This window comes from Pseudomonas sp. KCJK9058 (assembly GCF_046230975.1).
GTDB lineage: Bacteria > Pseudomonadota > Gammaproteobacteria > Pseudomonadales > Pseudomonadaceae > Aquipseudomonas > Aquipseudomonas alloputida.
Map to the genome: position 1 here is coordinate 32,671 of NZ_JBJJLR010000002.1, position 21,359 is coordinate 54,029.

Here is a 21,359-nt window from a genome sequence, read left to right on the forward strand (position 1 = left end):
CCGACGCCAGATCGAGAGCCCACATGAAAAAAATAATTACGAAAGCGTCAGGCCTTGTCATCGTGTGCGCAACCCCACTGGCAATGGGGTTCACCTTTGAAACCGAAACCCTCAATGGCTCCTTCGACTCCACGATCACCGCAGGCATGGGCCTGCGTACCGAGTCGCGGGGCTGCAACCTGATCAACCAGGGGCCGACCGGGCACAACGTGCCCTCCGGCTGCCTGGCGCAGAGTTCCGGCGTGGCGGACCAGGGCGACCTGAACTACGACCGCGGCGACATGTTCACCAACTACCTCAAGGGTACCCATGAGCTGTTGCTGAAGATGCCCGAAGACTTCACCTTCATGGCGCGCGGGACCTGGATCCGCGACTTCGCTGCCACCGATACCACCGGCACGCTGTCGTTCAACACCCCAGAGAGCGTCGGCAGCAACGGGCTGAGTGACGACGCCCGCGACGACCTCGCCTTCAAGGTTCGCCTGCTGGACCTGTGGGTGAGCAAAGGCTTCGACATGGGCGGGCAGCGGGTCCGCGCGCGCCTGGGCAACCAGGTGATCAACTGGGGTGAAAGCCTGTTCGTGGCCGGTGGCATCAACAACACCAACGCCTACGACTACCAGGCCCTGGCACGTCCCGGCGTGCAGCTCAAGGAGGCCGTGCTGCCCGCGCCGATGCTCAGTGTCGCTTCGGGCCTTGGCTCGGGTGTCAACGTCGAGGCCTACTATCAGTTCCGCTGGAACAAGAGCGAGTTGCCGCCGGTGGGCAGCTACTGGTCCACCAACAACGCGCTGGGTGAGGGCAGGGGGGACTACGGGTTCTCCGAGAAGGACGCCCGCGACAGCGGCCAGTGGGGCCTTTCGCTGCGCTGGCAACCAGAGGACAGCGACATAAACTACGGCTTCTACGTGATGCGTTATCACGACAAGTTGCCGTCATTGCGCGTCGCCATTCTTGACCCGGACACCTTCGCCGCTGCCCCCACCTGGGAGTACCAGGAAGACCGGATGATGTATGGCATCAGTGCCAACATGCCGATCGGTGACTGGGCCGTCGGTACGGAGCTTTCGTACCGGCCCAAGGATTCAGTCATGCTCAACCCGGTCATCGACCTATGCTCCAGCAATGGCGGCAAATGCTGGAAGGACGAAAAGAAGTTCCAGTGGCACCTCACCGGCCTGTACAGCTTCACGCCTTCGAACTCCCCGACGCTGCTCGACTTCACCGGAGCCAGTACGGGCACCTTGCTGTCCGAGCTTGTGGTCATCAAATACCCAGGGCTGCATAACGAGGTCAATGGCGAGCCACTCGCTGCAGGGCTCAATACCTGGCAGCTGGACCCTGCGACAGCGCCCAAGCCTCGTGGCGACAAGACGTCCTCTGGCATCAACCTGGACTTCAGCCTGACCTATGACGGCACGTTGCTGCCGGGTTGGCAGGTCACGCCAGGTGTCTTCTACTCGCGCTCGCTGGGGGGCAGGACGCCGAACCTGAGTGCGACCTTCACCGAAGACGCGAGCAGCATGAACCTGTATCTGAACTTCGTGCGAAACCCGGCCAGTTGGCAGATCTCCCTCAACTACGCGAAGTTCATGGGCGGCGACACGCCCTACGACCAGCTTTATCGTGACCGCGACTATGTCGGCATCGCGATTTCCCGCACCTTGTGAGGCCCGCCGTGAACGGTTCTGTAAAGTTATCCGAAGCTCTGGCACCTGGCCTGCTGTCACGTGTCGAGGGTGTGTTCTTCGGGCATCGTCGTCTGGTGCTGGCGAGCCTGGCGGTGTTCACGCTGATCATGGGCTGGTTCGCCGTGCAACTGCGCATGGATGCAGGCTTCGAAAAGCAATTGCCGGTAGGCCACGAATACATCAAGACATTCGAGGCCTATCGCAACGACCTGCTGGGAGCGAACCGGCTGACCATCGTGGTCAAGGCCCGACAGGGCGATATCTGGAGCGCCCCGGGCCTGAAACGGCTGTATGACGTCACCCAGGCGGTGACCTTCCTCCCGGGGGTTTCCCGCAGCAGCGTGCGTTCGTTGTGGACGCCCAATGCCTTCGTCAACGAAATCACCGAAGAAGGTTTTCGCGCTGACCCACTGGTACCAGGAACGGTTTCGCCCGAGCACCTGGATGACCAGGTCATCGCGACGATCGCCAGCTCCACCGCCCAGGGTGGTTTCATCGGCACGCTGGTTTCCCGGGATCAGAGCAGTGCGATGATCACGGTGGAACTCAACGAATACGACACCAATGGTGCGCACCTTGACTATGTGGCGTTCAACCACAGGCTGGAGAAAGAGATCCGCCAGCAATTCGAGGATGGCGATTTCGAAATCCAGATCATCGGTTTTGCCAAGCAGATCGGTGATATTGCTGACGGGGCTTCAGCCGTGCTGGAGTTCTGTCTGCTGGCGTTGCTGCTGACGGCGGGGGCGGTGTACTGGTATTGCCACTCGCTGCGCTTCACGCTGCTGGCCCTGGTCTGTTCGCTGGCCTCGCTGGTGTGGCAGTTCGGTAGCCTGCGCCTGTTGGGGTACGGGCTCGACCCGTTGGCGGTGCTGGTGCCCTTCCTGGTATTCGCCATCGGGGTGTCCCATGGCGTGCAACAAATCAACTTCATCGTCCGCGAGATCGCCACCGGCAAGAGCGCCGAAGCGGCGGCGCGTTCGAGCTTCACGGGGTTGCTGATTCCCGGGACGCTGGCGCTGGTGACCGCGCTGGTTTCCTTCGTGACGCTGTTGTTGATCCCGATCCCTATGGTGCGGGAACTGGCGATCACGGCCTCGCTTGGCGTGGCCTACAAGATCATCACCAACCTGGTGATGTTGCCGTTGATGGCGTCGCTGCTGAGTGTCGATGACAAGTACGCAGCCGCCCAGGAAGTGTCCCGGCAGCGCCGCACCCGCTGGCTGCGTGGCCTGGCCCGGCTCGCCGAGCCACGCAGGGCACAATGGGTGCTTGGCTTTGCCTTGGTGGTATTCCTGGTGGCGATCTGGCAAAGCCATGACCGTGTCGTGGGCACGCTGCAGGCGGGCGCGCCGGAGTTGCGCGAGGACGCCCGCTTCAATCGCGATGCGGTTTCCATCGCCGGCAACTACGACATTGGCCTGGACTGGCTCAGCGTGGTGTTCGAAGTCAACAAGGAGCCCTCTGGCGAAGACAGCCAGGTGGCCTGCGAGGATGTTGCCCTGGGCCAGTACCAGGATCGCTTCGTGTGGGCTATGCAGGGGGTGCCCGGTGTCCTGTCGGTAACGTCGTTCTCCAGCAACATGCGCCAGTTCAATGAGGGCTACAACGAAGGCAACCCGAAGATGGCAGCGGTGCCCATCGACCCGATGAACTACGCCGCCCTGGCTACCGAGGTTGCGCGCACGCCCGGGCTGATGCGCACCGACTGCAGCATGACCGCAGTGCACCTGTACCTGGCCGATCACAAAGCCACCACGATCAACCGGGTAGTGGATGCCGCCAAGGCATTCCGCAGCGAATACCCCCTGCCAGGCATCTCGGTGCGCCTCGCTTCGGGCAACGCCGGGGTGCTGGCAGCCATCAACGAAGAAGTGGAAAAAAGCGAAACACCCATGCTGCTTTATGTCTATGCCGCCATCGCATTGCTGGTGTTCGTGGTGTATCGCGACTTGCGGGCAGTCCTGGTGTGTTGCCTGCCGCTGACCATCGGCACCTTCATTGGCTACTGGTTCATGAAGGAGCTGCAGATCGGACTGACCATCGCCACCTTGCCGGTGATGGTGCTGGCGGTGGGCATCGGCGTCGATTACGCCTTCTACATCTACAACCGTCTGCAACTGCACCTGGCTCATGGGCAGTCGATTACCAAGGCCGTGGAATACGCGCTGCTCGAAGTGGGTGTCGCCACTATTTTCACTGCCATCACCCTGGCTGTGGGCGTGGCCACCTGGGCCTTCTCGGAACTCAAGTTCCAGGCCGACATGGGCAAGCTGCTGGCCTTCATGTTCATCGTCAACATGGTCATGGCCATGACCGTGCTGCCGGCCTTCGCCGTGTGGCTGGAGCGGGTATTCCCACGTAAGCGCCCCGTGCGCATGATTGGCGCGCTGGTGCACTGAGGAGAGAAGCATGAAGTTCAGGGTTTCATTCACCGCAGCCTTGCTCGCAGCAGCAGTGCCGCTGATGTCTCTTCAGGCCGCGCCGTTGCAGGCCGTACCGGCCGTACAGGCGAGCAATGCCACGCAGGCCACCATGCTGGCCGCCGGTTGGGCGGGGGCGCGCATGGTGGCCGTGGGCGACCACGGTGTCGTGCTGTTGTCCGACGATCAGGGCATGCAGTGGCGCCAGGCGAGGTCGGTACCGCTGTCCACGCCATTGACGGGCGTGTCTTTCGTGGATGCCAAACGCGGCTGGGCGGTTGGCCACTGGGGCGCGATCCTGGCCACCACCGATGGCGGGGAGTCCTGGCAGGCCCAGCGACTGGCCACCGAAGAAGACCGGCCACTGTTCGCGGTGCACTTCTTCAATGCCCGGCAGGGTGTTGCAGTAGGCCTCTGGTCGTTGGTGCTGACGACCGAAGATGGGGGCCAGACGTGGGCTGAGCAGCCGCTGCAGGCTCCGCCGGGGGCCAAGCGGGCCGACCTCAACCTGATGGGGTTGTTTGCCGACAGCCGCGGCAGGCTGTACGCCACGGCCGAGCATGGGCAGGTGCTGCATTCCGAAGACCAGGGGAAGAACTGGCGTTACCTGGATACCGGCTACGAAGGCACCCTGTGGTCTGGCGCAGTACTGGCCGATGGGCGTCTGCTGCTGGGTGGCCAGCGCGGCACCCTGTTGCAGGGTTCAGCGGACGGCAAGGGCTTTCGCCGAGTGCCAACGCAAAGCAAAGGCTCTGTCACGAGCGTAGCGGTAGCGGGCTCTCGTGTGTTGGCGGTCGGGCTGGATGGGCTGAGCGTGCAGAGCAGCGATGGCGGGCACAGTTTTCAGGAAACGCAGACCGCTGATGGCCTTTCACTGACGGCGGCGTTGTTCAACGCCGAGGGCGTACCTGTCTTGTTTTCACGCCGAGGGGTTATGCCCTGCCAGGAGTGAAGGGCCGGCCACTCGTTCAGAGGCCAGGCATCGCAAAGCGATGCCTGGCGTGTTTCCTTGCCTGGGCGTCTGGGTGGTCGTGGCACCATCAGGCCCAGGCAAGTCAACGCTGGACGCTAGAGCTGAAGGTAATCCGCCAGGTCTGCGTAGTTATGTTGCCAAAGGCCAGGGCTGCCATTGGGGTATTGGGAGCGGAAACCGAGAATCTTCTGGACCCGTGGAGAAAGCGTGCGTACCAGCTCGAGCGGCACGATCAACGGGTAGGCTTCTTCAGGCGTGATGATCGAAGCCTGCATAGGGATGGTCAGCCCGCGACGGTAATGGTCGGCGGTCACGTTGGCACCGCCGCCATGAACGACTTTCCCGCCGAACAGCATGGCATCGCCGGCTTTCAACAGGGCGGGGATCGTCATCTCTGGGGTGCCTGTATCGTAAAAGTCATCCCAGTCCTGGCTCCCGGGGATCAAGCGCGTGGCGCCGTTTTCCTCGGTGAAATCGGTCAGCGCCAGCATCAGGTTGGTGATGGCGCGTGGTGCATGCCTGTTCATGGCCACGAACGGTTGGTACTGCATCATGTCACGGTGCAGCATTTGCGCTTTGTTGCCTGGGCCGATCTCGATCAACTGGGCCGTGGTCAGCCACCAGTCACCGCACTCCGGGGCGTAAAGCACGTTCCCCAGTTCGTGAAAGAGGTCGTCATCGAGAATTTCCTCACGAAAGGTCTTGCTGTGAGTGACGAGGTTGGTAAGCCGTTTGGTCTGGTGGCCATGGAACTCGGCGATCAGCGCGTGCTCGTGCCTGGAGCCGGCATCGAGCGCGGCCAGGGGGGCGTCGAGTTCGCTGTTGATTCGTGCGACTTGTTCAGGGGCCATGAAGTTGCGGATGATCACGGCACCTGCCTGGTCGCTCAGCAGCGCAATTTCTTGCGCGCAAGTCGAGCGGCTTACAACTGGCAGGCTTGGCGTGGAGTCGCGAGAGGCTGACATTGAGAACACTCCGGATTGAAAGGAACGGTTGCGCAGGCGGGTTGACGTTTGGTCAACGGGCATCAGGAAACAGGCCTGCTTGCTACTGCGCTAAACCCAGGAAAGGGACATGGAGCGCCACGGTGCCTCCTTGTTCTTTTTGTTCAGGCAGTGCGTTCATGCTAGGTTTGCACTGGCCCTGCGCCAAGGTACGAACTGCACCATTTTCCAGCCGATTTTTGAGTGATTTGCACCGCCCATGACCAGCACGCCATCGCCCTGGCCACGCCCCTCGGAAGCCGTTCGCGAGCTTATGCGCAAAGGCGCCGAACTCGCTCAGGCGCTGCCACCTGAGTGGGTCGAGCGGCTGAACCAGTCACTGTTCTCTTCACCCGAAGATGCCAGGTTGCTGGAGGACCCGGTTATCCTCGCGTCGTGCCGGCGCGCCAACCGGGCAGAGTTGCTGCATTGGGCCAATGCCAACCTGCAGCGCCCTGGTGAGCCGGTGGAGCCCTACGTGTCTGCTGACATGGTGGACACGGCCAGGGAGCTCGCCCGCAGGGGGTTGTCCGAGCTGCTGATGAATGTTGCAAGGTCGACACAGAACGCAGCCTGGGACCTATGGATGAAGATGGCCTTCAGCCTGACGCAGGATCCCGTGGTGCTCGAGGAATTCCTGAAGGTCTCGTCGCGTTCGATCTCGGAATTCATCGACAGCAACATGCGTGTGGTGACGCAGATCATCCTCGAAGAAAAGAGCGCCCACGCCCATGATGATCCTGTCGATAAACGCAGCCTGGTCAGCCGGCTGCTCGATGGCAGGGATGTGGACGCGGAGCAGTTCGGCAGGCGACTGGGCTACAGCCTTGCGCAGAGACACCATGCCTGCCTCGTCTGGAGCGAAACCCCGGACGCCGAGATTCGCCCCCTGGAAGATATGGCGCGTGCGCTGGCGCAGCTCACGGGCACGGTAGCGCCCCTGATCGTATTTGCGGGCACTGCGACCCTGTGGGCCTGGAGCAGTGCGGCAAAGCCGCTGGACCTGAACCTGCTGCAAGGCGTCACTCGACAATTTCCCAAGATTCGCGCGGCAATCGGTTCGGCGGGCGCGGGGATGAATGGGTTCCGGCGCTCGCACCTGGAAGCTTTGACCACCCAGCGGTTGATGGGCCGTTTGGCGGGTTCCCCCGCCGTTGCCACGATCGATCAGGTGAGGATGGTGTCGTTGATGACCCAGGATGCCCGCGCGGCCAGGCAGTTCGTCTTGAGCACCCTGGGGCGCCTGGCGACCGAACCCACGGTGCTTCAGCATTCGTTGCACGCCTTCCTGGCCAACGGCTGCAACATCACCCAGACCGCCGAGGTGCTGGGCACCCATCGCAATACCTTGCTGCGCCGACTGGAGCGCGCCCAGGACCTGCTGCCTGTCCCGCTTGCCGATCATCGCATCCAGATCGCCGCCGCTCTTGAGCTGGTGATCTGGAGTACGCCGCTCGATGGCGACGAGCAATAGCAGTTATCCCCTTCCTTTGGCGCAATAGCGCTTAACGGCGGTTGCCCTACGCGGGCGCCCAACAGGGCGCCCGCGTTGCAATGCCCTGCAGAAACGCGTTCTCCAGCATCTTTGCACGCTCTATTGGCGCATGCCCTCGCTGGCGGGCATCGACCATGCCGTGCAACAGCGATACGAACATCTCGGTCAGCAGCGCCGCGGTGACATCCGCTCGAAATACACCCTGTCGCTGGCCGCTGAAGAACAACGCATCGAGCGTTTCCAGATAGAGCCGCAGGTCGTGTTGCACGCTCATGTGCACAGGGTAACGGGAAGCCAGGAAGGCGATCAGTTCGCCTTGGGCCAGGTGTTCGCGAATCAGCTGACGCAACGCGGCCAGGGGCTCTGTGGAAGCCAGCGCGCCGCTGTTGTCGAGGATCTGCATGAGCGTGTTTTTGGCGTGCTGTTCGAGCTGGCTATCGAGGTTTTCTCTCGTCCCGCAGTAACGGTGCAAGGTAGCCCGGCTGATGCCAGCCAACGCCGCCAGTTCACCCATGGACGCTCTGGGTCGCAAGGCGGCAGCGGCATAGAGGGCATTCACCAGCTTGGTGGAAAGCGATGAAGGAGGGAAGCCTGAAGTGGTCATGAGGAGTCTTGTTTGATTTTTTTGAGACATAATTGACTCATTTGGGTTTGAAAAGTAGCATTCGCCCCGTTTTCAATCAAGGCTCGGGTGAGTGATGGGCAAGACAGGTTCGATAAGAGTGGGCGTACTGGCCGTGGCGATTACCTTGGCCGGGTGCGAGCCCGCAGCAGAGCAGGACGGCGCAGCCAACGCGAGCTACCCGGTGGAAATCGTGACGTTGGCCTCCGAGCAGGTGACTCTGGCCGCTGAGTTGCCGGGCCGGGTCGAGCCGATGCGGGTCGCAGAGGTAAGGGCGCGGGTGCCGGGTATCGTGTTGCACAAGCGCTTCGAGGAAGGGGCTGACGTCAAGGCGGGGGATATGCTGTTCCAGATCGACCCGGCGCCGTTCAGGGCCGCCCTGGCCCGCGCCGAGGCGGACCTCGCCCGTGCCCAGGCCGTGCAGCAGGAAGCCCAGGCACGTGTGAAACGCTATGAGCCGCTGGTCAAGATCGAGGCGGTCAGCCAGCAGGACTTCGACAGCGCCACTGCCGAGTTGCGCAGTGCCCGTGCGGCAGTACGTTCCGCGCAGGCCGATGTGCAGGCCGCACGCCTTAACCTGGGTTACGCCACTGTCACTGCGCCGATCTCCGGACGCATTGGCCGTGCGCTGGCCACCGAAGGCGCTTTGGTGGGGCAGGGGGAGGCGACGCTGATGGCACGGATACAGCAACTGGACCCGATCTACATCGACTTCACGCAATCTGCTGCTGACGCGCTGCGCCTGCGGCAGGCGGTCATGGACGGCGCACTCTCGGCCAACAGCCAGGGTCTGACCGCGCAAGTGGAAGGCACCGATTTCCAGCGCTCAGGCGAGCTGATGTTCACCGATGTGAGTGTGGACCGCGGTACCGGCCAGGTCGTCCTGCGTGGGCGTTTCGATAATGCCGACGGCATCCTCTTGCCGGGCATGTATGTGCGCGTGCGCACACCTCAAGGTACCGACAACCACGCCATCCTGGTTCCTCAGCGTGCGGTCCAGCGAGGCAGCGATGGCCAGGCACGGGTCATGGTCGCCGCCAATGGCATCGCCGAGGCACGCGTCGTGCGAACCGGTGTGATGCAAGGCTCGCGTTGGCAAATCAACGAAGGGCTCAAGCCAGGTGATCAGGTGATCGTCGGTAGCCCGGCAGGGTTGGCTCCCGGTATGCCGGTGGCGCCGGCACAGCAACAAACGGCTGCCGCCCAGTGACGCGAGGAACGTGAGATGTCCAGGTTTTTCATCCATCGCCCGAACTTTGCCTGGGTCGTGGCGTTGTTCATTTCACTGGCAGGATTGCTGGTGATTCCATCCTTGCCCGTGGCCCAGTACCCCAATGTGGCGCCACCGCAGATTTCCATCACTGCCTCCTACCCCGGCGCTTCGGCCAAGGTCATGGTGGAGTCGGTGACCAGCATCATCGAACAGTCGCTCAACGGCGCCAAGGGCCTGCTGTACTACGAGTCCACCAACAACTCCAACGGCGTGGCCGAAGTGATGGTGACCTTCGAGCCTGGCACCGATCCGGACATGGCGCAGGTCGATGTGCAGAACCGCTTGAAACAGGCCGAGGCGCGTATGCCTCAGGCGGTGCTGACCCAAGGGCTGAAAGTCGAGCAGGCCAGCTCCGGTTTCCTGCTGATCTACGCCCTGACCAGCACGGTCGGCAACCGTGGCGATACCACGGCCCTGGCCGACTATGCCGCGCGCAACATCAACAACGAACTGCTGCGCGTGCCCGGCGTGGGCAAGCTGCAGTTCTTCGCGTCCGAAGCGGCCATGCGCGTCTGGGTGGATCCGCAGAAGCTGGTGGGTTATGGCCTGTCCATCGACGACATCAACGCGGCGATTCGCGGCCAGAACGTCCAGGTGCCGGCCGGCAGCTTCGGCAGCACGCCGGGCGCCAGCGAGCAGGAGCTGACCGCGACCCTGGCCGTGCAGGGCACCCTCGACACGCCAGAGGCGTTCGCCGGCATCGTCCTGCGCGCCAACCCGGATGGCTCCAGCGTGCGTCTGGGTGATGTTGCGCGCATGGCCATCGGTAGCGAGAACTACAACCTATCGGCACGTCTGAATGGCCACCCGGCGGTGGCCGGCGCGGTGCAGCTGGCGCCGGGCGCCAACGCCATCCAGACAGCGACGCAGGTCAAGGAGCGCCTGGCCGAGCTGTCGCAGTTCTTCCCCGAAGGGGTCGAGTATTCGGTGCCGTACGACACCTCGCGCTTCGTCGACGTGGCCATCGAGAAGGTGATCCACACCTTGATCGAAGCCATGGTGCTGGTGTTCCTGGTGATGTTCCTGTTCCTGCAGAACGTGCGCTACACCCTGGTGCCCTCGATCGTGGTACCGGCGTGCCTGCTCGGGACGCTGATGATCATGAAACTGCTCGGCTTTTCGGTGAACATGATGACCATGTTCGGCATGGTGCTGGCCATCGGCATCCTGGTGGACGACGCCATCGTGGTGGTGGAGAACGTCGAGCGCTTGATGGCCGAGGAAGGCCTGTCGCCGGTGGAGGCGACCATCAAGGCCATGGGGCAGGTTTCCGGGGCCATTATTGGTATTACCCTGGTGCTGGCGGCGGTATTCCTGCCTTTGGCGTTCATGTCCGGTTCGGTGGGGGTGATCTATCAGCAGTTCTCTGTGTCTCTGGCTGTCTCGATCCTGTTCTCCGGCTTCCTGGCCCTTACCTTCACCCCTGCGCTGTGCGCCACGCTGCTCAAGCCAGTGCCCCATGGCCATCATGAAAAGGGCGGTTTCTTCGGCGCCTTCAACCGTGGCTTCGCCCGTATCACCGAGCGCTATTCGCTGCTCAACAGCGAGCTGGTGGCGCGTGCCGGGCGCTGGATGCTGGCGTATGTCGGCATCCTGGTGGTGCTGGGCTATTCCTACCTGCGCTTGCCGGAGGCCTTCGTGCCGGCTGAAGACCTGGGCTACAGCGTCGTCGACGTACAGCTGCCGCCGGGCGCCAGCCGGGTACGTACAGACTACACCGCCGAGGCGTTGGAGAAATTCCTGATGTCTCGTGAGGCGGTGGCCAACTCGTTCATCGTCAGCGGCTTCAGCTTCTCGGGCCAGGGCGACAACGCAGCACTGGCGTTCCCAACCTTCAAGGACTGGTCGCAGCGTGACAAGACACAATCGGCGGAGGCGGAAACGGCAGCGATCAATGCACAATTCGCCGCCAACGGTGACGGCACCATCACCGCGGTCATGCCACCGCCCATCGACGGCCTGGGCAACTCCGGCGGTTTCGCCCTGCGCCTGATGGACCGTGGCGGCCTTGGCCGTGAAGCACTGCTCGCCGCCCGCGACCAACTGCTGGCCCGTGCCAACGGCAATCCGGTGATTCTCTACGCGATGATGGAAGGCCTGGCCGAGGCGCCGCAGCTGCGCGTGCACATCGACCGGGAAAAGGCCCGAACGCTGGGGGTGAGCTTCGAGGCCATCAACAGCACCTTGGCCACTGCTTTCGGTTCGGCGGTGATCAACGACTTCACCAATGCCGGGCGCCAGCAGCGCGTGGTGGTGCAGGCTGAGCAAGGCGAACGCATGACCCCCGAAAGCGTGCTGCGCCTCTATGCCCCGAATGCCAACGGCGAGCAGGTGCCGTTCAGCGCCTTCGTCACCATCCAGTGGGAAGAGGGGCCGGTGCAACTGGTGCGCTACAATGGCTACCCGTCCATCCGCATCGCCGGCGACGCTTCGCCGGGGCACAGTACTGGCCAGGCGATGGCCGAGATGGAGCGTCTGGTCAGCGAGCTGCCGCCGGGTATCGGCTACGCCTGGACGGGCCTTTCCTACCAGGAGAAGGTGTCCAGCGGCCAGGCGGCCAGCCTGTTCGCCCTGGCCATCCTGGTGGTGTTCCTGCTGCTGGTGGCGCTGTACGAAAGCTGGGCGATTCCGCTGACGGTCATGTTGATCGTGCCGATTGGTGCCTTGGGTGCGGTGTGGGCGGTGACGCTCACCGGCATGCCCAACGATGTGTATTTCAAGGTCGGGCTGATCACCATCATTGGCCTTGCGGCGAAGAACGCCATCCTGATCGTCGAGTTCGCCAAGGAACTGTGGGAGAAGGGCTACAGCCTGGGCGACGCCGCCATCGAGGCCGCGCGCCTGCGTTTCCGTCCGATCGTGATGACCTCCATGGCGTTCATCCTCGGCGTGGTGCCATTGGCCATCGCCTCCGGCGCGGGGGCGGCAAGCCAGCGCGCCATCGGCACCGGCGTAATCGGCGGCATGCTCAGTGCCACCTTGTTGGGCGTGGTCTTCGTGCCGATCTGTTTCGTCTGGGTGTTGACGCTGCTCAAGCGCAAGCCCGCACCTGAGCAACCGGTCGAGGTCGCCAAGTGATGATCAAATTCAATCGTGTGCTTCCCTTGGTCCTGTCCTTGACCTTGACCGGTTGCTCCCTGGCGCCCACCTATCAGCGCCCAGAAGCACCGGTGGCGGCCGGATGGGGCGATGCTGCCGGTCATGCCGGCCGTTCGGTGGAGCAGATGCAGTGGCAGGCTTTCATTGTCCACCCGGTGCTGCGTCAGCTGATCGCCAGTGCGCTGGACAACAACCGCTCCTTGCGCCAGACCCTGCTCGACATCGAGCAGGCCCGCGCCCAATACCGGATCGAGCGGGCCGACCGGGTGCCTGGGCTGAACGCCAGCGCCGCGGGCAATCGCCAGCACCTGCCTTCGGCACTTTCGAACGATGGCCGCGAAGGCGTCACCAGCACTTATCAGGTGGGCTTGTCATTGCCGGAATATGAAGTGGACCTGTTCGGACGGGTCAAAAACCTGAGCGATGCGGCCCTGGAGCAGTACCTGGCCACCGAGGAAGCCGGGCGTGCCGCACGCATCGCCCTGATCGCCGAGGTGAGCCAGGCCTACCTGACCTTGGACGGTGCCGAGCGGCGCCAGGCGCTGACCCGCCAGACCCTGGCCAGCCGCGAGGACTCTCTGGCGTTGGTCGGTGAGCGTCGCGCTGCCGGCACGGCCACGGCGCTGGACCATCAGGAGGCGTTGGGGCTGGTCGAGCAGTCTCGTGCCGAGCTTGAAGTCACCGTGCGCCAGCAGCGCCAGGCCTACAACGCGCTGGTGCTGTTACTGGGCAGCGCCGAGGCGGCCAAGGCGATGCCCGTTGAGCGCCCAGATGAGCCAATGGTGCTCAATGACATTGCGCCGGGCGCGCCGTCGGCATTGATCGAGCGCCGTCCCGATATCCTCGCTGCCGAACACCGGCTGCGTGCGCGCAATGCCGATATCGGCGCGGCGCGGGCAGCCTTTTTCCCGCGTATCAGCCTGACCGGCAGCTTTGGGACCGCCAGTGCGCAGATGTCCGGGCTGTTCGACGGTGGCTCGCGTAGCTGGAGCTTCATGCCGCAGTTGTCACTGCCGTTGTTCGACGCCGGGCGCAACCGTGCCGGGCTCAGCCTGGCCGAGGCACGTAAGGACTCGGCCGTGGCCGCCTATGAAGGCGTGATCCAGGTCGCCTTCCGCGAAGTGTCCGACGCACTGGCTGCCACCGACACCCTGCGCCGCGAACAAACCGCGCGCCGGGCCCTGGTCGACACCAGCCGTGCGACGCTGGCATTGGCCAAGGCGCGGTACGAGGGTGGGGTGGACAGCCATTTGCGTTATCTGGACGCGCAGCGCAACAGCTACGTGAACGAAGCAGCCTTCATCGAAGCCAGTACCCAGCGCCAGCTTGCGTTGGTCGACCTGTTCCGCGCACTCGGTGGCGGCTGGCCGGGCAAGGGCTGAAACAGCCTCCTTTGGTTGGCATGTCCAGCCACTTGGCCCCAGAGACCGATGTCCTGGGGCCTTTTTTTGGGCTGGCGAAGGCAGGTCAGCGAGCAGGTGCCGCAGCGCCGTCGAGGAATAGCAGCTCCAGCGTCTGCACGGATGTCGCGCTGGCTGCTCGCCCGCGTCGTTCGGCATCGACGATGCCGTACACCATGCTCAGGAACATTTCAGTGAAGATCGCCGCGCTGATATCGATACGGAAAGCGCCCGCTTGCTGGCCACGCAGGAAGAAGGCATCCAGTGCGTCGGCATAGGCCCGCCACGGGCGGTTCGCCTCGCTGTCGTCGAACGAGTCCGGGCGGTACTGAAAGAGCAGGAAGATCATCATCTCGCGATGCTTGAGGTGCTCGACGATGAGGCGATGCAGGGCTGCGCTGGGGTCGCTGCCGTGCAGGTCAGCGTTGCCGATGACCTGAGAGAGGACCTGGTCGCCATAGCGCTCCAGCATATTCACCAGGTTGTCACGGGTTCCACAGAAACGGTGCAGGGTCGCCTTGCTCACGCCCGCCGCCTCGGCCAGCTCCTTCAATGTGGCTCGGGGGTGGACGACGATCGCGTCGGCCAGCGCTTTGAGCAGGCGCTCATCGGTAGGGAGGTGCATCAGAAGATTCCACACTGCATATCGTGCAAGCATTGTGAAGGAAAACGACTCATAGGACACCCATTTGAGTAAATAATGGCTCAACCAGGGCTTGCAGGTCGTAGACGTACGGGTGCTTGCTTGCACGTGTACCGGCACCGCCTCCTTCGGTGTGCCAGAACGAGGGAGGCGGCGAAGTTCAGGGGCAGAGTGAAGCACTCCTGGGATGGCGCCGGGATTAGGGAAGGCGACTGAGGACTTGGCGATTTTGGATGAGGAAATCATGACAATAAAGGCGTCAATCAAGGCCTTCCCGCGCTCTGCGCTAACGGACTCGGATTCGAAAGGCAGCGCCGCCATAGCCTTCTTGCGCGATCACCGCGATCGCCGCCGCCAGCAACTCGGACCTTTTGGCGTCGCGATCTCTAACCGGGCGCCCACGACGGGCAAGCGGTGATTAACGCCTCGGCCGCGGCGCCACTGCTTCTACCGCCAGGGGAACTGAGACGACAATTCCTAGTAATTATGTATTATTTCATACGTTGAACGTATTATTAATTAGTTTTTGTCGCGATTAGATCGGATAAGATTTAATTGTCAGAACTAAAAGCCCCCTTCGAAAGCTGATGAGTTGGTGGGGCTGAGTATAAAGGCGCAGTTTTGAATCGTCGAAGGGGTAGGGGCGGAACCGGGGCAGGTCGGTGTTCGCTCGCTGGGAGACTGCTCATTTAGTGATGCGCTCAGGTGACGGATATACCCTCGAGAAGCCTGCTTGCTGCGCCCCTCAATGGCTCTTGCGGAAATGGCAGCCCAGAGCTCGGAGTTGATATTCGTTTACAGCTTGGAACTCTGCTTCCGCAATTTGACGGAGACGTTCGATTTCTTCGGTAGGACAGCCAGAAGCTTGAGCTTCGTGATATCGCTTTAATGCGTCCGTTGCCTGGGTATACATAGGGTGATCAGGATAAAGAAATGGTGATTTTTGCGTCATTTAATGGAAACACCCTAGCGAATGATCGACGGTGGCTCGCTAGCTTTGCCAAGCTGAAAGGCAATGACAGCTCGAATCCGTCAATAGTTTAAGACGCAGCACCTCATCCGCGGGCAAACCAGAAGGTTCAGCTTCATGGGCTTTACGAATGGACTCCAGAGCTTGCCGTATCAGCGGCTCGCCTGTCCCGATGAGTCCAATGGATGTGCGCTTCATGACCATCACGCTCAGACCAGTTCTTGATCATTATAGGGAGCTATGGCCAGACATGAAGTGATCAGCGCGGACATAGGGCGTATGCCTAGCCATCATGTGTCGCGCTGGGCTCTTGTCGTAGCTACGGCATGGGTAAGCCCATGGCCGGTAGGTGGGTTGACCTAGGTCGCCGTAGTGGCGGAATTCATCGGGCTATAAAGAAAATTTAAGTGGAGTCCTTTCAGATGTGGTAAATGTAATCGATCAATATAATTTGGTAACGAGGAAGTACTTATGTCCCGTCTGGCAGAATTTCGTCAGCTTGAACAGAAATTGGCCGCTCAGTTGGCTGAGCTGGAAGAAATGAAAAGCTCCTCTGAGCTTCAGAAAGAGATGGCATTCGAGACCAAGCTTCGCGATCTGCTCGCCGAGTATGGCTGCAACCTGCGCGATGTGATCAACATCTTGGATCCCCAGGCCAGTCGTCGTGCTGTAGCTTCATCGGTCGATGAGAGAGCCCCGCGCCGGGCACGCCAGGTTAAGCAGTACAAAAACCCGCATAACGGCGAGATCATCGAGACCAAAGGGGGCAATCACAAGCTGCTTAAGGAATGGAAAGCAGAGTACGGGCCAGAGGAGGTGGAGAGCTGGCTTACCCGATGAGCTCTTCTTCACGTCAGTGATGTGCAGCCAGAAGCCGTCCTGAGAGGCGGTTTCTTAGAGGAAGGCCGCGGAAATGGATTTTGATGCCCAAAGGTAATTGATATTGGTATGGCAGCCTTATCGTTAATCTGTAGGTTTTATGTGTAAATGCAGTACTCAATTCGGCAAAGATAACTATAAACTTGAGTATAGCCCTCGCTGGTGCCCAGGATCGTGCAAGGCGCTTGATGTCCAAGCCCCAAAGCGGGATGGGTTAGCCACCGTTCGGCAGCCTCATGGCTTCCCAATACTCCGGTAGCTTTTTGGACGATCCAGTTACACCTAGTCAAGAAGGCGTGATGGGGAATGGTCCAGCAGTGAGCCGAAAGCTGATCGGCGATTCCGTAAATAATTTGACCATTCATGGAGACGCTCCGAGGTGCGCATGAACACCTCAATACTATGAACTCGCTGAGCGCTCAGCGCCATCCCCGTATGTACTAGGATGAGAGGTAGTAACATCGGTTAGATCCTTGGTAGTAGGGGCGGTAAGTGAGACTTCATTTTATTTTTTTGTGAAAAATTTTTTGTTTAAGTTGAAAAATTACGCCTGGCGCCGGATGTTGCCGATCTGTCGCAGGCTCAGGCCGTACTTGTTGGCCAGCAGGCTGCGGGACAAACCGTTGGCGCTTTCCTTCTGGATCTGCTGGTTGCGCAGCTGACGCAGAAAGTGGTCAGCCTTGGGGATCTCCAGGGCGACCCCGGCAAAGCGCTTGATCAGTGCGTCGAGCGCTTCGGCCGGCAGCACGTCAGCGAGCTTGGTGCGCTCGCGGTGCTTGGGGATGTACTTGGGCCTGCCGCCATAGGCGCAGGTCAGTTGGTAGGCGTTTTCGATGCCGATACAGTCGATCAGTGCCTGCAGCGAGTGGGGCAGTTGGCTGATATCGATCTGGCTCAAATCTGGCATTTGCATATGGCGCTCCTTCGGGGTAGATGGGATGTGCGACCCGATCACCCGCGGCGTTATGTCGAAGGTGTGAGCAAATTCTGTGCGACAGCCGAGGCGCGTCGCTAGGCGGCATATGGGTTGGGGGTTGTAGCTTCGGTGAACAGGATTTGCAGGCAGCGATATCTGGCGCTGTAGGAAATGGCGTCGACATCTGGCTGTGCTTCCCGGTTTCCTGTCGGGTCGCTCGCGATGATGCGGAGCGGGTGCGGCACCCCTCAATCGCACGGATAGCTGCTCAGCAAGCTGGCGCTACCCAGATAGGCTTGAGGGGTGGCGCGCATGCCCGGCGGCAACGTGCGCCAATCGACCAGCAGGCACAGCGCGTGCAACGGCTGGCCGTTGCGCTGGCCGATGACCTGGTCGGCAAAGTGGCGGCGGTACAGTACCTGGGTCTGATTCAGAGGCTGTGCCTGGTCGGCCTGCGCCAGCGTTTGTCGGGCCAGGTCGGGCAAGCGGGCTGTGGGCACGCTGAAATGTACCGGTGCAGTTTCGGTCTGCAGGTAACCGGCCTGGCGTACGCGTTGCCACAGTTGTTGCCATTGGCTGGCACCGGCATGGGTGGCCAACTCGCGGCCCAGTTCGAGCAGGTGTTCGGCCGGCGTCTGCTGGGTGTCCAGTGCATGAAGGGAGAGCGGGGTCAGTAACAGCGATGCGAACAACAGGGGTTTGTACATGGTGCCTCCGGCGTGGGTGCTAGGAAGCCCCATGCTTTCAGGCTGACGTCACCCCACCCAGCAGGAAATCCAGCGCCGGGGGCGGTGACCGTTGTATCATTGCCGCGGCTCGTTGCGAGCCATTTGCCCCTGATGTTGCAAGGAACATTCGATGACACACGTGCAGCGCCTCAAATATTCACTTCTGATCATCCTGGTGGTACTGGGCCTGATGCTGGGCCTGTCCCACCTGCAGAAGCAGGGCACGATCAGTGAGCAGACCTTCCAGATGCTGGCCATCGCCATTGCCGTGGTGGTCGTGGTGATCAACGGCATTCTGCGGCGCAAGGTCAAGCCCTGATCTGCGCGGGCCGGCCAGGTATGGCCGGCCATGCGCTCAGCGCGAGGGTGTTTGCTCCAGTACGGCGCGCGCCTGGGGGTTGAGCCTGTAGCACTTGTCGCTACCCAGTTGTATGACGCCTTCGGTACACAGGCGCTTGAGCACTTCACGCACACTGAGGAACGACAGCGGGATATCCAGCTGTTCCAGTTGTGCGTGCACCCCGCGTACGCCAATACTGCGGCCATTGCGATCGGCGGCGTGCAAGGCATCGATAACCTTGAGGCGGATCAGGCTGGTGCGCAGGCCGAAGGTGCGCAACAGCTCGCGGATCTGTTCGTTGCCGATTCGTTCTTCAGCAAATACGTCCTGTCCCTTGGACGCTTTGCCTGGCGCGCGCCCGGCCTGGATCGAGGTTTGCGGGTTGTACATGCGAATGCTCCTTTTCGTGGACGAACCCGAAATGTGGGTGGCTCACTTACTAGGACGAATGAGAACGCAAAAACTGCAACCCATTCGTGAAAAAAATGCCTGTTTCTCATCAAGACGTTCCATCGCCTTGTAATACGTAAAATATTCATCTGGCCATTCGTCTGATCGGGATGACCCCCGAACCCGAGGAGTGCCCGTGTTTCCACTTTGCCGTCCCATGACGTGCGCCGGCCTGGCCGCTGCCCTGGTGGCCTTCAGCGTCGGTGTGCAGGCGCAGCCCGCGATAGCCGACGCCAGTGCCCAGATCCGCTATACCCGATACGGCGTACCGCATATCGTGGCCAAGGATGAGCGTGGCCTGGGCTATGGCGTCGGCTATGCCTACGCCCAGGACAACCTATGCCTGCTCGCCAATGAAGTGCTGACCGTGAGCGGTGAGCGCTCACGCTATTTCGGCGCCAAGGGCAAGACCCTAGAGCAGCGTGACAACCTGACCAGCGACCTGTTCTTCACCTGGCTCAACAGCCCAGCGGTGGTCGATGCCTTCCTGCAGGCGCAACCCGCGCCGGTGCAGGCGTTGCTGGCGGGATACGCCAGCGGCTACAACCGGGCGTTAGTCGAACGCCGTCGTCAAGGGCTGCCCGCCGAGTGTGGCGATGGTGAGTGGGTGCGGCCCATCAGCAGCCAGGATCTGGTCAAACTGACCCGCCGTTTACTGGCCGAGGGCGGTGTCGGGCAGTTCGTCGAGGCGTTGGCAGGGGCGCAACCGCCAACGCTGGCCCGTGCGCAATCGTCAGCGGGCTTTGCCAGCGCGTTGGCCCGGCAGGAGCGGTTCGCCGCGGAGCGCGGCAGCAATGCGGTGGCAGTAGGCGCGCAGCGTTCAGCCAATGGCCGCGGCCTGTTGCTGGCCAACCCGCACTTCCCGTGGATGGGCGGCATGCGCTTCTACCAGATGCAACTGACCATTCCCGGCCAGCTTGATGTGATGGGCGCGGCGCTACCGGGCCTGCCGGTGGTCAACATCGGTTTCAACAGGCACCTGGCGTGGACGCACACCGTCGACACCTCCAGGCACTTCACGCTCTACCGCCTGCAACTCGACCCCAAAGACCCGACCCGCTATGTGCTCGATGGCAAGTCGCTGCCGATGGCCCGGCAAACCATCCGTGTGGCGGTCAAGGGCACGGATGGCAGCCTGAGCCAGATTGAGCGGCCGGTCTACAGTTCGCAGTTCGGCCCGGTGGTGCAATGGCCAGGCCGCCTGGACTGGGATGCGCAGGCGGCCTACAGCGTGCGAGACGCCAACCTTGAGAACTCGCGGGTGTTGCAGCAGTGGTACCAGATCAACCGAGCCGACAGCCTGGCGGCATTGAAGGGATCGGTCGAGCAGTTGCAAGGTATCCCTTGGGTCAACACGCTGGCCGTGGACGAGGGAGGGCGGGCCTTGTACCTGAACCAGTCGGTAGTGCCCTATGTTGACCAGCAACTGTTGGATACCTGCAGCAGCCCGCAGGCACAAGGGCGCCTGGTGGTGCTGGATGGCTCGCGGAGCGCATGCCAGTGGAAGGTTGACGCGCAGGCGGCGCAACCGGGCATCTTCCCGGCGCGGGTGCTGCCAAGCCTGGAGCGTGAAGACTTCGTTCAGAACTCCAACGACCCGGCCTGGATGGCCAACCCGGCGCAGCCGCTGACCGGCTACTCTCCACTGATCAGCCGCAATGATCAGCCGCTGGGCATGCGTGGCCGCTTTGCCTTGCAGCGCCTGCAGGGCAAAGCCCGGTTAGGTGTAGATGAACTGCAGCGCATGGTCACCGATGACGAGGTGTACCTGGCCAGCCTGGTGTTGCCAGACCTGCTGCAATGGTGCAAGGGTGCCAGCGCAGATGTGCAGGCCGTGTGCAGCAGCCTGACCGCCTGGAACGGCAAGGCCGACCTCGACAGTGGTATGGGCCTGGTGCACTTCCAGAACCTGTTCAATGCGCTGGCCGAGCACCCGGAAAGTTGGCGAGTGGCATTCAACCCGGCCGACCCGCAGCACACCCCGCGCGGCCTGGCTGTCGAGCAGGCGGCGGTGAGCAGGTTGGTACATCAGGCCGCACTGGCGTCGCTCAAGCAGGTCAGTGAAAGTGGCGTGGCCGGGGAAGCGCGCTGGGGGCAGGTGCAACAGGCCCTTGATGGTACACCGGTACCAGGCGGCCCGCAGGCGCTAGGGGTGTACAACGCGATCTACAGCGTGCCGCACGGGCAGGGCAAGCGGCTGGTGGTGAGTGGCACCAGCTACCTGCAACTGGTCAGCTTTACCGACAAGGGGCCAGAAGCCCGTGGCCTGCTTGCGTTTTCCCAGTCGAGTGAGAAGGCTTCGGCGCATGCCAGTGACCAGACCAAGGCCTTTGCGGCCAAGCAGCTGGCGCTGATCCCGTTTACCGAGGCGCAGATCAAGGCAGACCCGGCGTATCGGGAAGTGGTGATCAGTGAGCGGGACAAGGGGGTGGTAGTCAGCCAGCCCTGAAGCGTCAGCCTGCGCCGGCCCATTC

Annotated in this window: 18 protein-coding genes; 10 read left to right on the forward strand and 8 right to left on the reverse strand. The window is 62.0% G+C overall.

The genetic code is table 11. From position 1 onward, the window contains the following. Nucleotides 1-23: 23 nt before the first annotated feature. From ACK59Z_RS01950 to ACK59Z_RS01960, 3 genes are read left to right on the forward strand one after another with little or no spacing between them, the layout of a single operon-like run. Nucleotides 24-1,670 (forward strand): DUF1302 domain-containing protein, encoded by a 1,647-nt coding sequence (locus tag ACK59Z_RS01950; protein WP_326431176.1) that lies wholly within the window; start codon nucleotides 24-26, stop codon nucleotides 1,668-1,670. A gap of 8 nt (nucleotides 1,671-1,678) precedes the next feature. Continuing rightward, a complete protein-coding gene (locus tag ACK59Z_RS01955) occupies nucleotides 1,679-4,093 on the forward strand; it encodes an efflux RND transporter permease subunit (RefSeq protein WP_409292186.1) in 2,415 nt (804 codons plus the stop codon). 10 nt (nucleotides 4,094-4,103) lie between these two features. Further along, entirely contained in the window at nucleotides 4,104-5,066 is a 963-nt protein-coding gene (locus ACK59Z_RS01960) for a YCF48-related protein (RefSeq protein WP_085616576.1), read from the forward strand. Between the two features lie 116 nt (nucleotides 5,067-5,182). Here the strand turns inward: ACK59Z_RS01960 and ACK59Z_RS01965 are convergent, their stop codons facing one another. Further along, nucleotides 5,183-6,052: a phytanoyl-CoA dioxygenase family protein gene (locus tag ACK59Z_RS01965; protein WP_409292188.1), complete on the reverse strand. Its 870-nt coding sequence runs from the start codon at nucleotides 6,050-6,052 to the stop codon at nucleotides 5,183-5,185. Between the two features lie 292 nt (nucleotides 6,053-6,344). Here ACK59Z_RS01965 and ACK59Z_RS01970 point away from each other — a divergent pair, with 292 nt between their 5' ends. Further along, nucleotides 6,345-7,544 (forward strand): PucR family transcriptional regulator, encoded by a 1,200-nt coding sequence (locus ACK59Z_RS01970; RefSeq protein ID WP_409292190.1) that lies wholly within the window; start codon nucleotides 6,345-6,347, stop codon nucleotides 7,542-7,544. A 46-nt stretch (nucleotides 7,545-7,590) separates the two neighbouring features. Here the strand turns inward: ACK59Z_RS01970 and ACK59Z_RS01975 are convergent, their stop codons facing one another. Then, complete coding sequence (locus tag ACK59Z_RS01975) at nucleotides 7,591-8,169, reverse strand: TetR/AcrR family transcriptional regulator (RefSeq protein WP_256573343.1); 579 nt, start codon at nucleotides 8,167-8,169, stop codon at nucleotides 7,591-7,593. A gap of 94 nt (nucleotides 8,170-8,263) precedes the next feature. Here ACK59Z_RS01975 and ACK59Z_RS01980 point away from each other — a divergent pair, with 94 nt between their 5' ends. The 3 genes from ACK59Z_RS01980 to ACK59Z_RS01990 are packed head-to-tail and all read left to right on the forward strand — an operon-like array spanning nucleotide 8,264 to nucleotide 13,941. Next, nucleotides 8,264-9,397, forward strand: coding sequence for a MexC family multidrug efflux RND transporter periplasmic adaptor subunit (locus ACK59Z_RS01980; RefSeq protein WP_409292192.1), 1,134 nt, complete (start codon nucleotides 8,264-8,266; stop codon nucleotides 9,395-9,397). Between the two features lie 15 nt (nucleotides 9,398-9,412). Next, nucleotides 9,413-12,538 carry a multidrug efflux RND transporter permease subunit gene (locus ACK59Z_RS01985; RefSeq protein ID WP_409292194.1) on the forward strand — a complete coding sequence of 1,042 codons (3,126 nt, stop codon included), beginning with the start codon at nucleotides 9,413-9,415 and terminating at the stop codon, nucleotides 12,536-12,538. Further along, complete coding sequence (locus ACK59Z_RS01990) at nucleotides 12,538-13,941, forward strand: efflux transporter outer membrane subunit (protein WP_085616564.1); 1,404 nt, start codon at nucleotides 12,538-12,540, stop codon at nucleotides 13,939-13,941. The genes ACK59Z_RS01985 and ACK59Z_RS01990 overlap by 1 nt, the downstream gene beginning before the upstream one ends. An 85-nt stretch (nucleotides 13,942-14,026) precedes the next feature. Here the strand turns inward: ACK59Z_RS01990 and ACK59Z_RS01995 are convergent, their stop codons facing one another. Further along, nucleotides 14,027-14,584 (reverse strand): TetR/AcrR family transcriptional regulator, encoded by a 558-nt coding sequence (locus ACK59Z_RS01995; RefSeq protein ID WP_326431187.1) that lies wholly within the window; start codon nucleotides 14,582-14,584, stop codon nucleotides 14,027-14,029. Nucleotides 14,585-15,347: 763 nt separating this feature from the next. Next, the gene (locus ACK59Z_RS02000) at nucleotides 15,348-15,554 is read right to left on the reverse strand and encodes a hypothetical protein (RefSeq protein ID WP_409292197.1); all 207 of its coding nucleotides are present in this window, start codon (nucleotides 15,552-15,554) and stop codon (nucleotides 15,348-15,350) included. A 489-nt stretch (nucleotides 15,555-16,043) separates the two neighbouring features. Between ACK59Z_RS02000 and ACK59Z_RS02005 the strand changes: the two genes are divergently transcribed. Then, the gene (locus ACK59Z_RS02005) at nucleotides 16,044-16,412 is read left to right on the forward strand and encodes a histone-like nucleoid-structuring protein, MvaT/MvaU family (protein ID WP_409292199.1); all 369 of its coding nucleotides are present in this window, start codon (nucleotides 16,044-16,046) and stop codon (nucleotides 16,410-16,412) included. Between the two features lie 137 nt (nucleotides 16,413-16,549). Here the strand turns inward: ACK59Z_RS02005 and ACK59Z_RS02010 are convergent, their stop codons facing one another. The 3 genes from ACK59Z_RS02010 to ACK59Z_RS02020 all read right to left on the reverse strand — a co-directional run bounded on the left by ACK59Z_RS02010 (nucleotide 16,550) and on the right by ACK59Z_RS02020 (nucleotide 18,074). Then, the gene (locus ACK59Z_RS02010; protein ID WP_409292201.1) at nucleotides 16,550-16,816 is read right to left on the reverse strand and encodes an antitoxin Xre/MbcA/ParS toxin-binding domain-containing protein; all 267 of its coding nucleotides are present in this window, start codon (nucleotides 16,814-16,816) and stop codon (nucleotides 16,550-16,552) included. A gap of 179 nt (nucleotides 16,817-16,995) precedes the next feature. Further along, nucleotides 16,996-17,364 (reverse strand): Mor transcription activator family protein, encoded by a 369-nt coding sequence (locus ACK59Z_RS02015; RefSeq protein ID WP_409292203.1) that lies wholly within the window; start codon nucleotides 17,362-17,364, stop codon nucleotides 16,996-16,998. 251 nt (nucleotides 17,365-17,615) lie between these two features. Further along, nucleotides 17,616-18,074 (reverse strand): hypothetical protein, encoded by a 459-nt coding sequence (locus tag ACK59Z_RS02020; protein ID WP_003248060.1) that lies wholly within the window; start codon nucleotides 18,072-18,074, stop codon nucleotides 17,616-17,618. Nucleotides 18,075-18,225: 151 nt separating this feature from the next. Here ACK59Z_RS02020 and ACK59Z_RS02025 point away from each other — a divergent pair, with 151 nt between their 5' ends. After that, a complete protein-coding gene (locus ACK59Z_RS02025) occupies nucleotides 18,226-18,414 on the forward strand; it encodes a hypothetical protein (RefSeq protein ID WP_003248064.1) in 189 nt (62 codons plus the stop codon). A gap of 36 nt (nucleotides 18,415-18,450) precedes the next feature. Here ACK59Z_RS02025 and ACK59Z_RS02030 read toward each other — a convergent pair whose 3' ends face one another. Continuing rightward, nucleotides 18,451-18,825 carry a fe2+ zn2+ uptake regulation protein gene (locus tag ACK59Z_RS02030; RefSeq protein ID WP_108191018.1) on the reverse strand — a complete coding sequence of 125 codons (375 nt, stop codon included), beginning with the start codon at nucleotides 18,823-18,825 and terminating at the stop codon, nucleotides 18,451-18,453. A gap of 196 nt (nucleotides 18,826-19,021) precedes the next feature. Between ACK59Z_RS02030 and ACK59Z_RS02035 the strand changes: the two genes are divergently transcribed. Continuing rightward, the gene (locus tag ACK59Z_RS02035) at nucleotides 19,022-21,334 is read left to right on the forward strand and encodes an acylase (protein WP_409292206.1); all 2,313 of its coding nucleotides are present in this window, start codon (nucleotides 19,022-19,024) and stop codon (nucleotides 21,332-21,334) included. The last annotated feature ends 25 nt before the right edge of the window (nucleotides 21,335-21,359 follow it).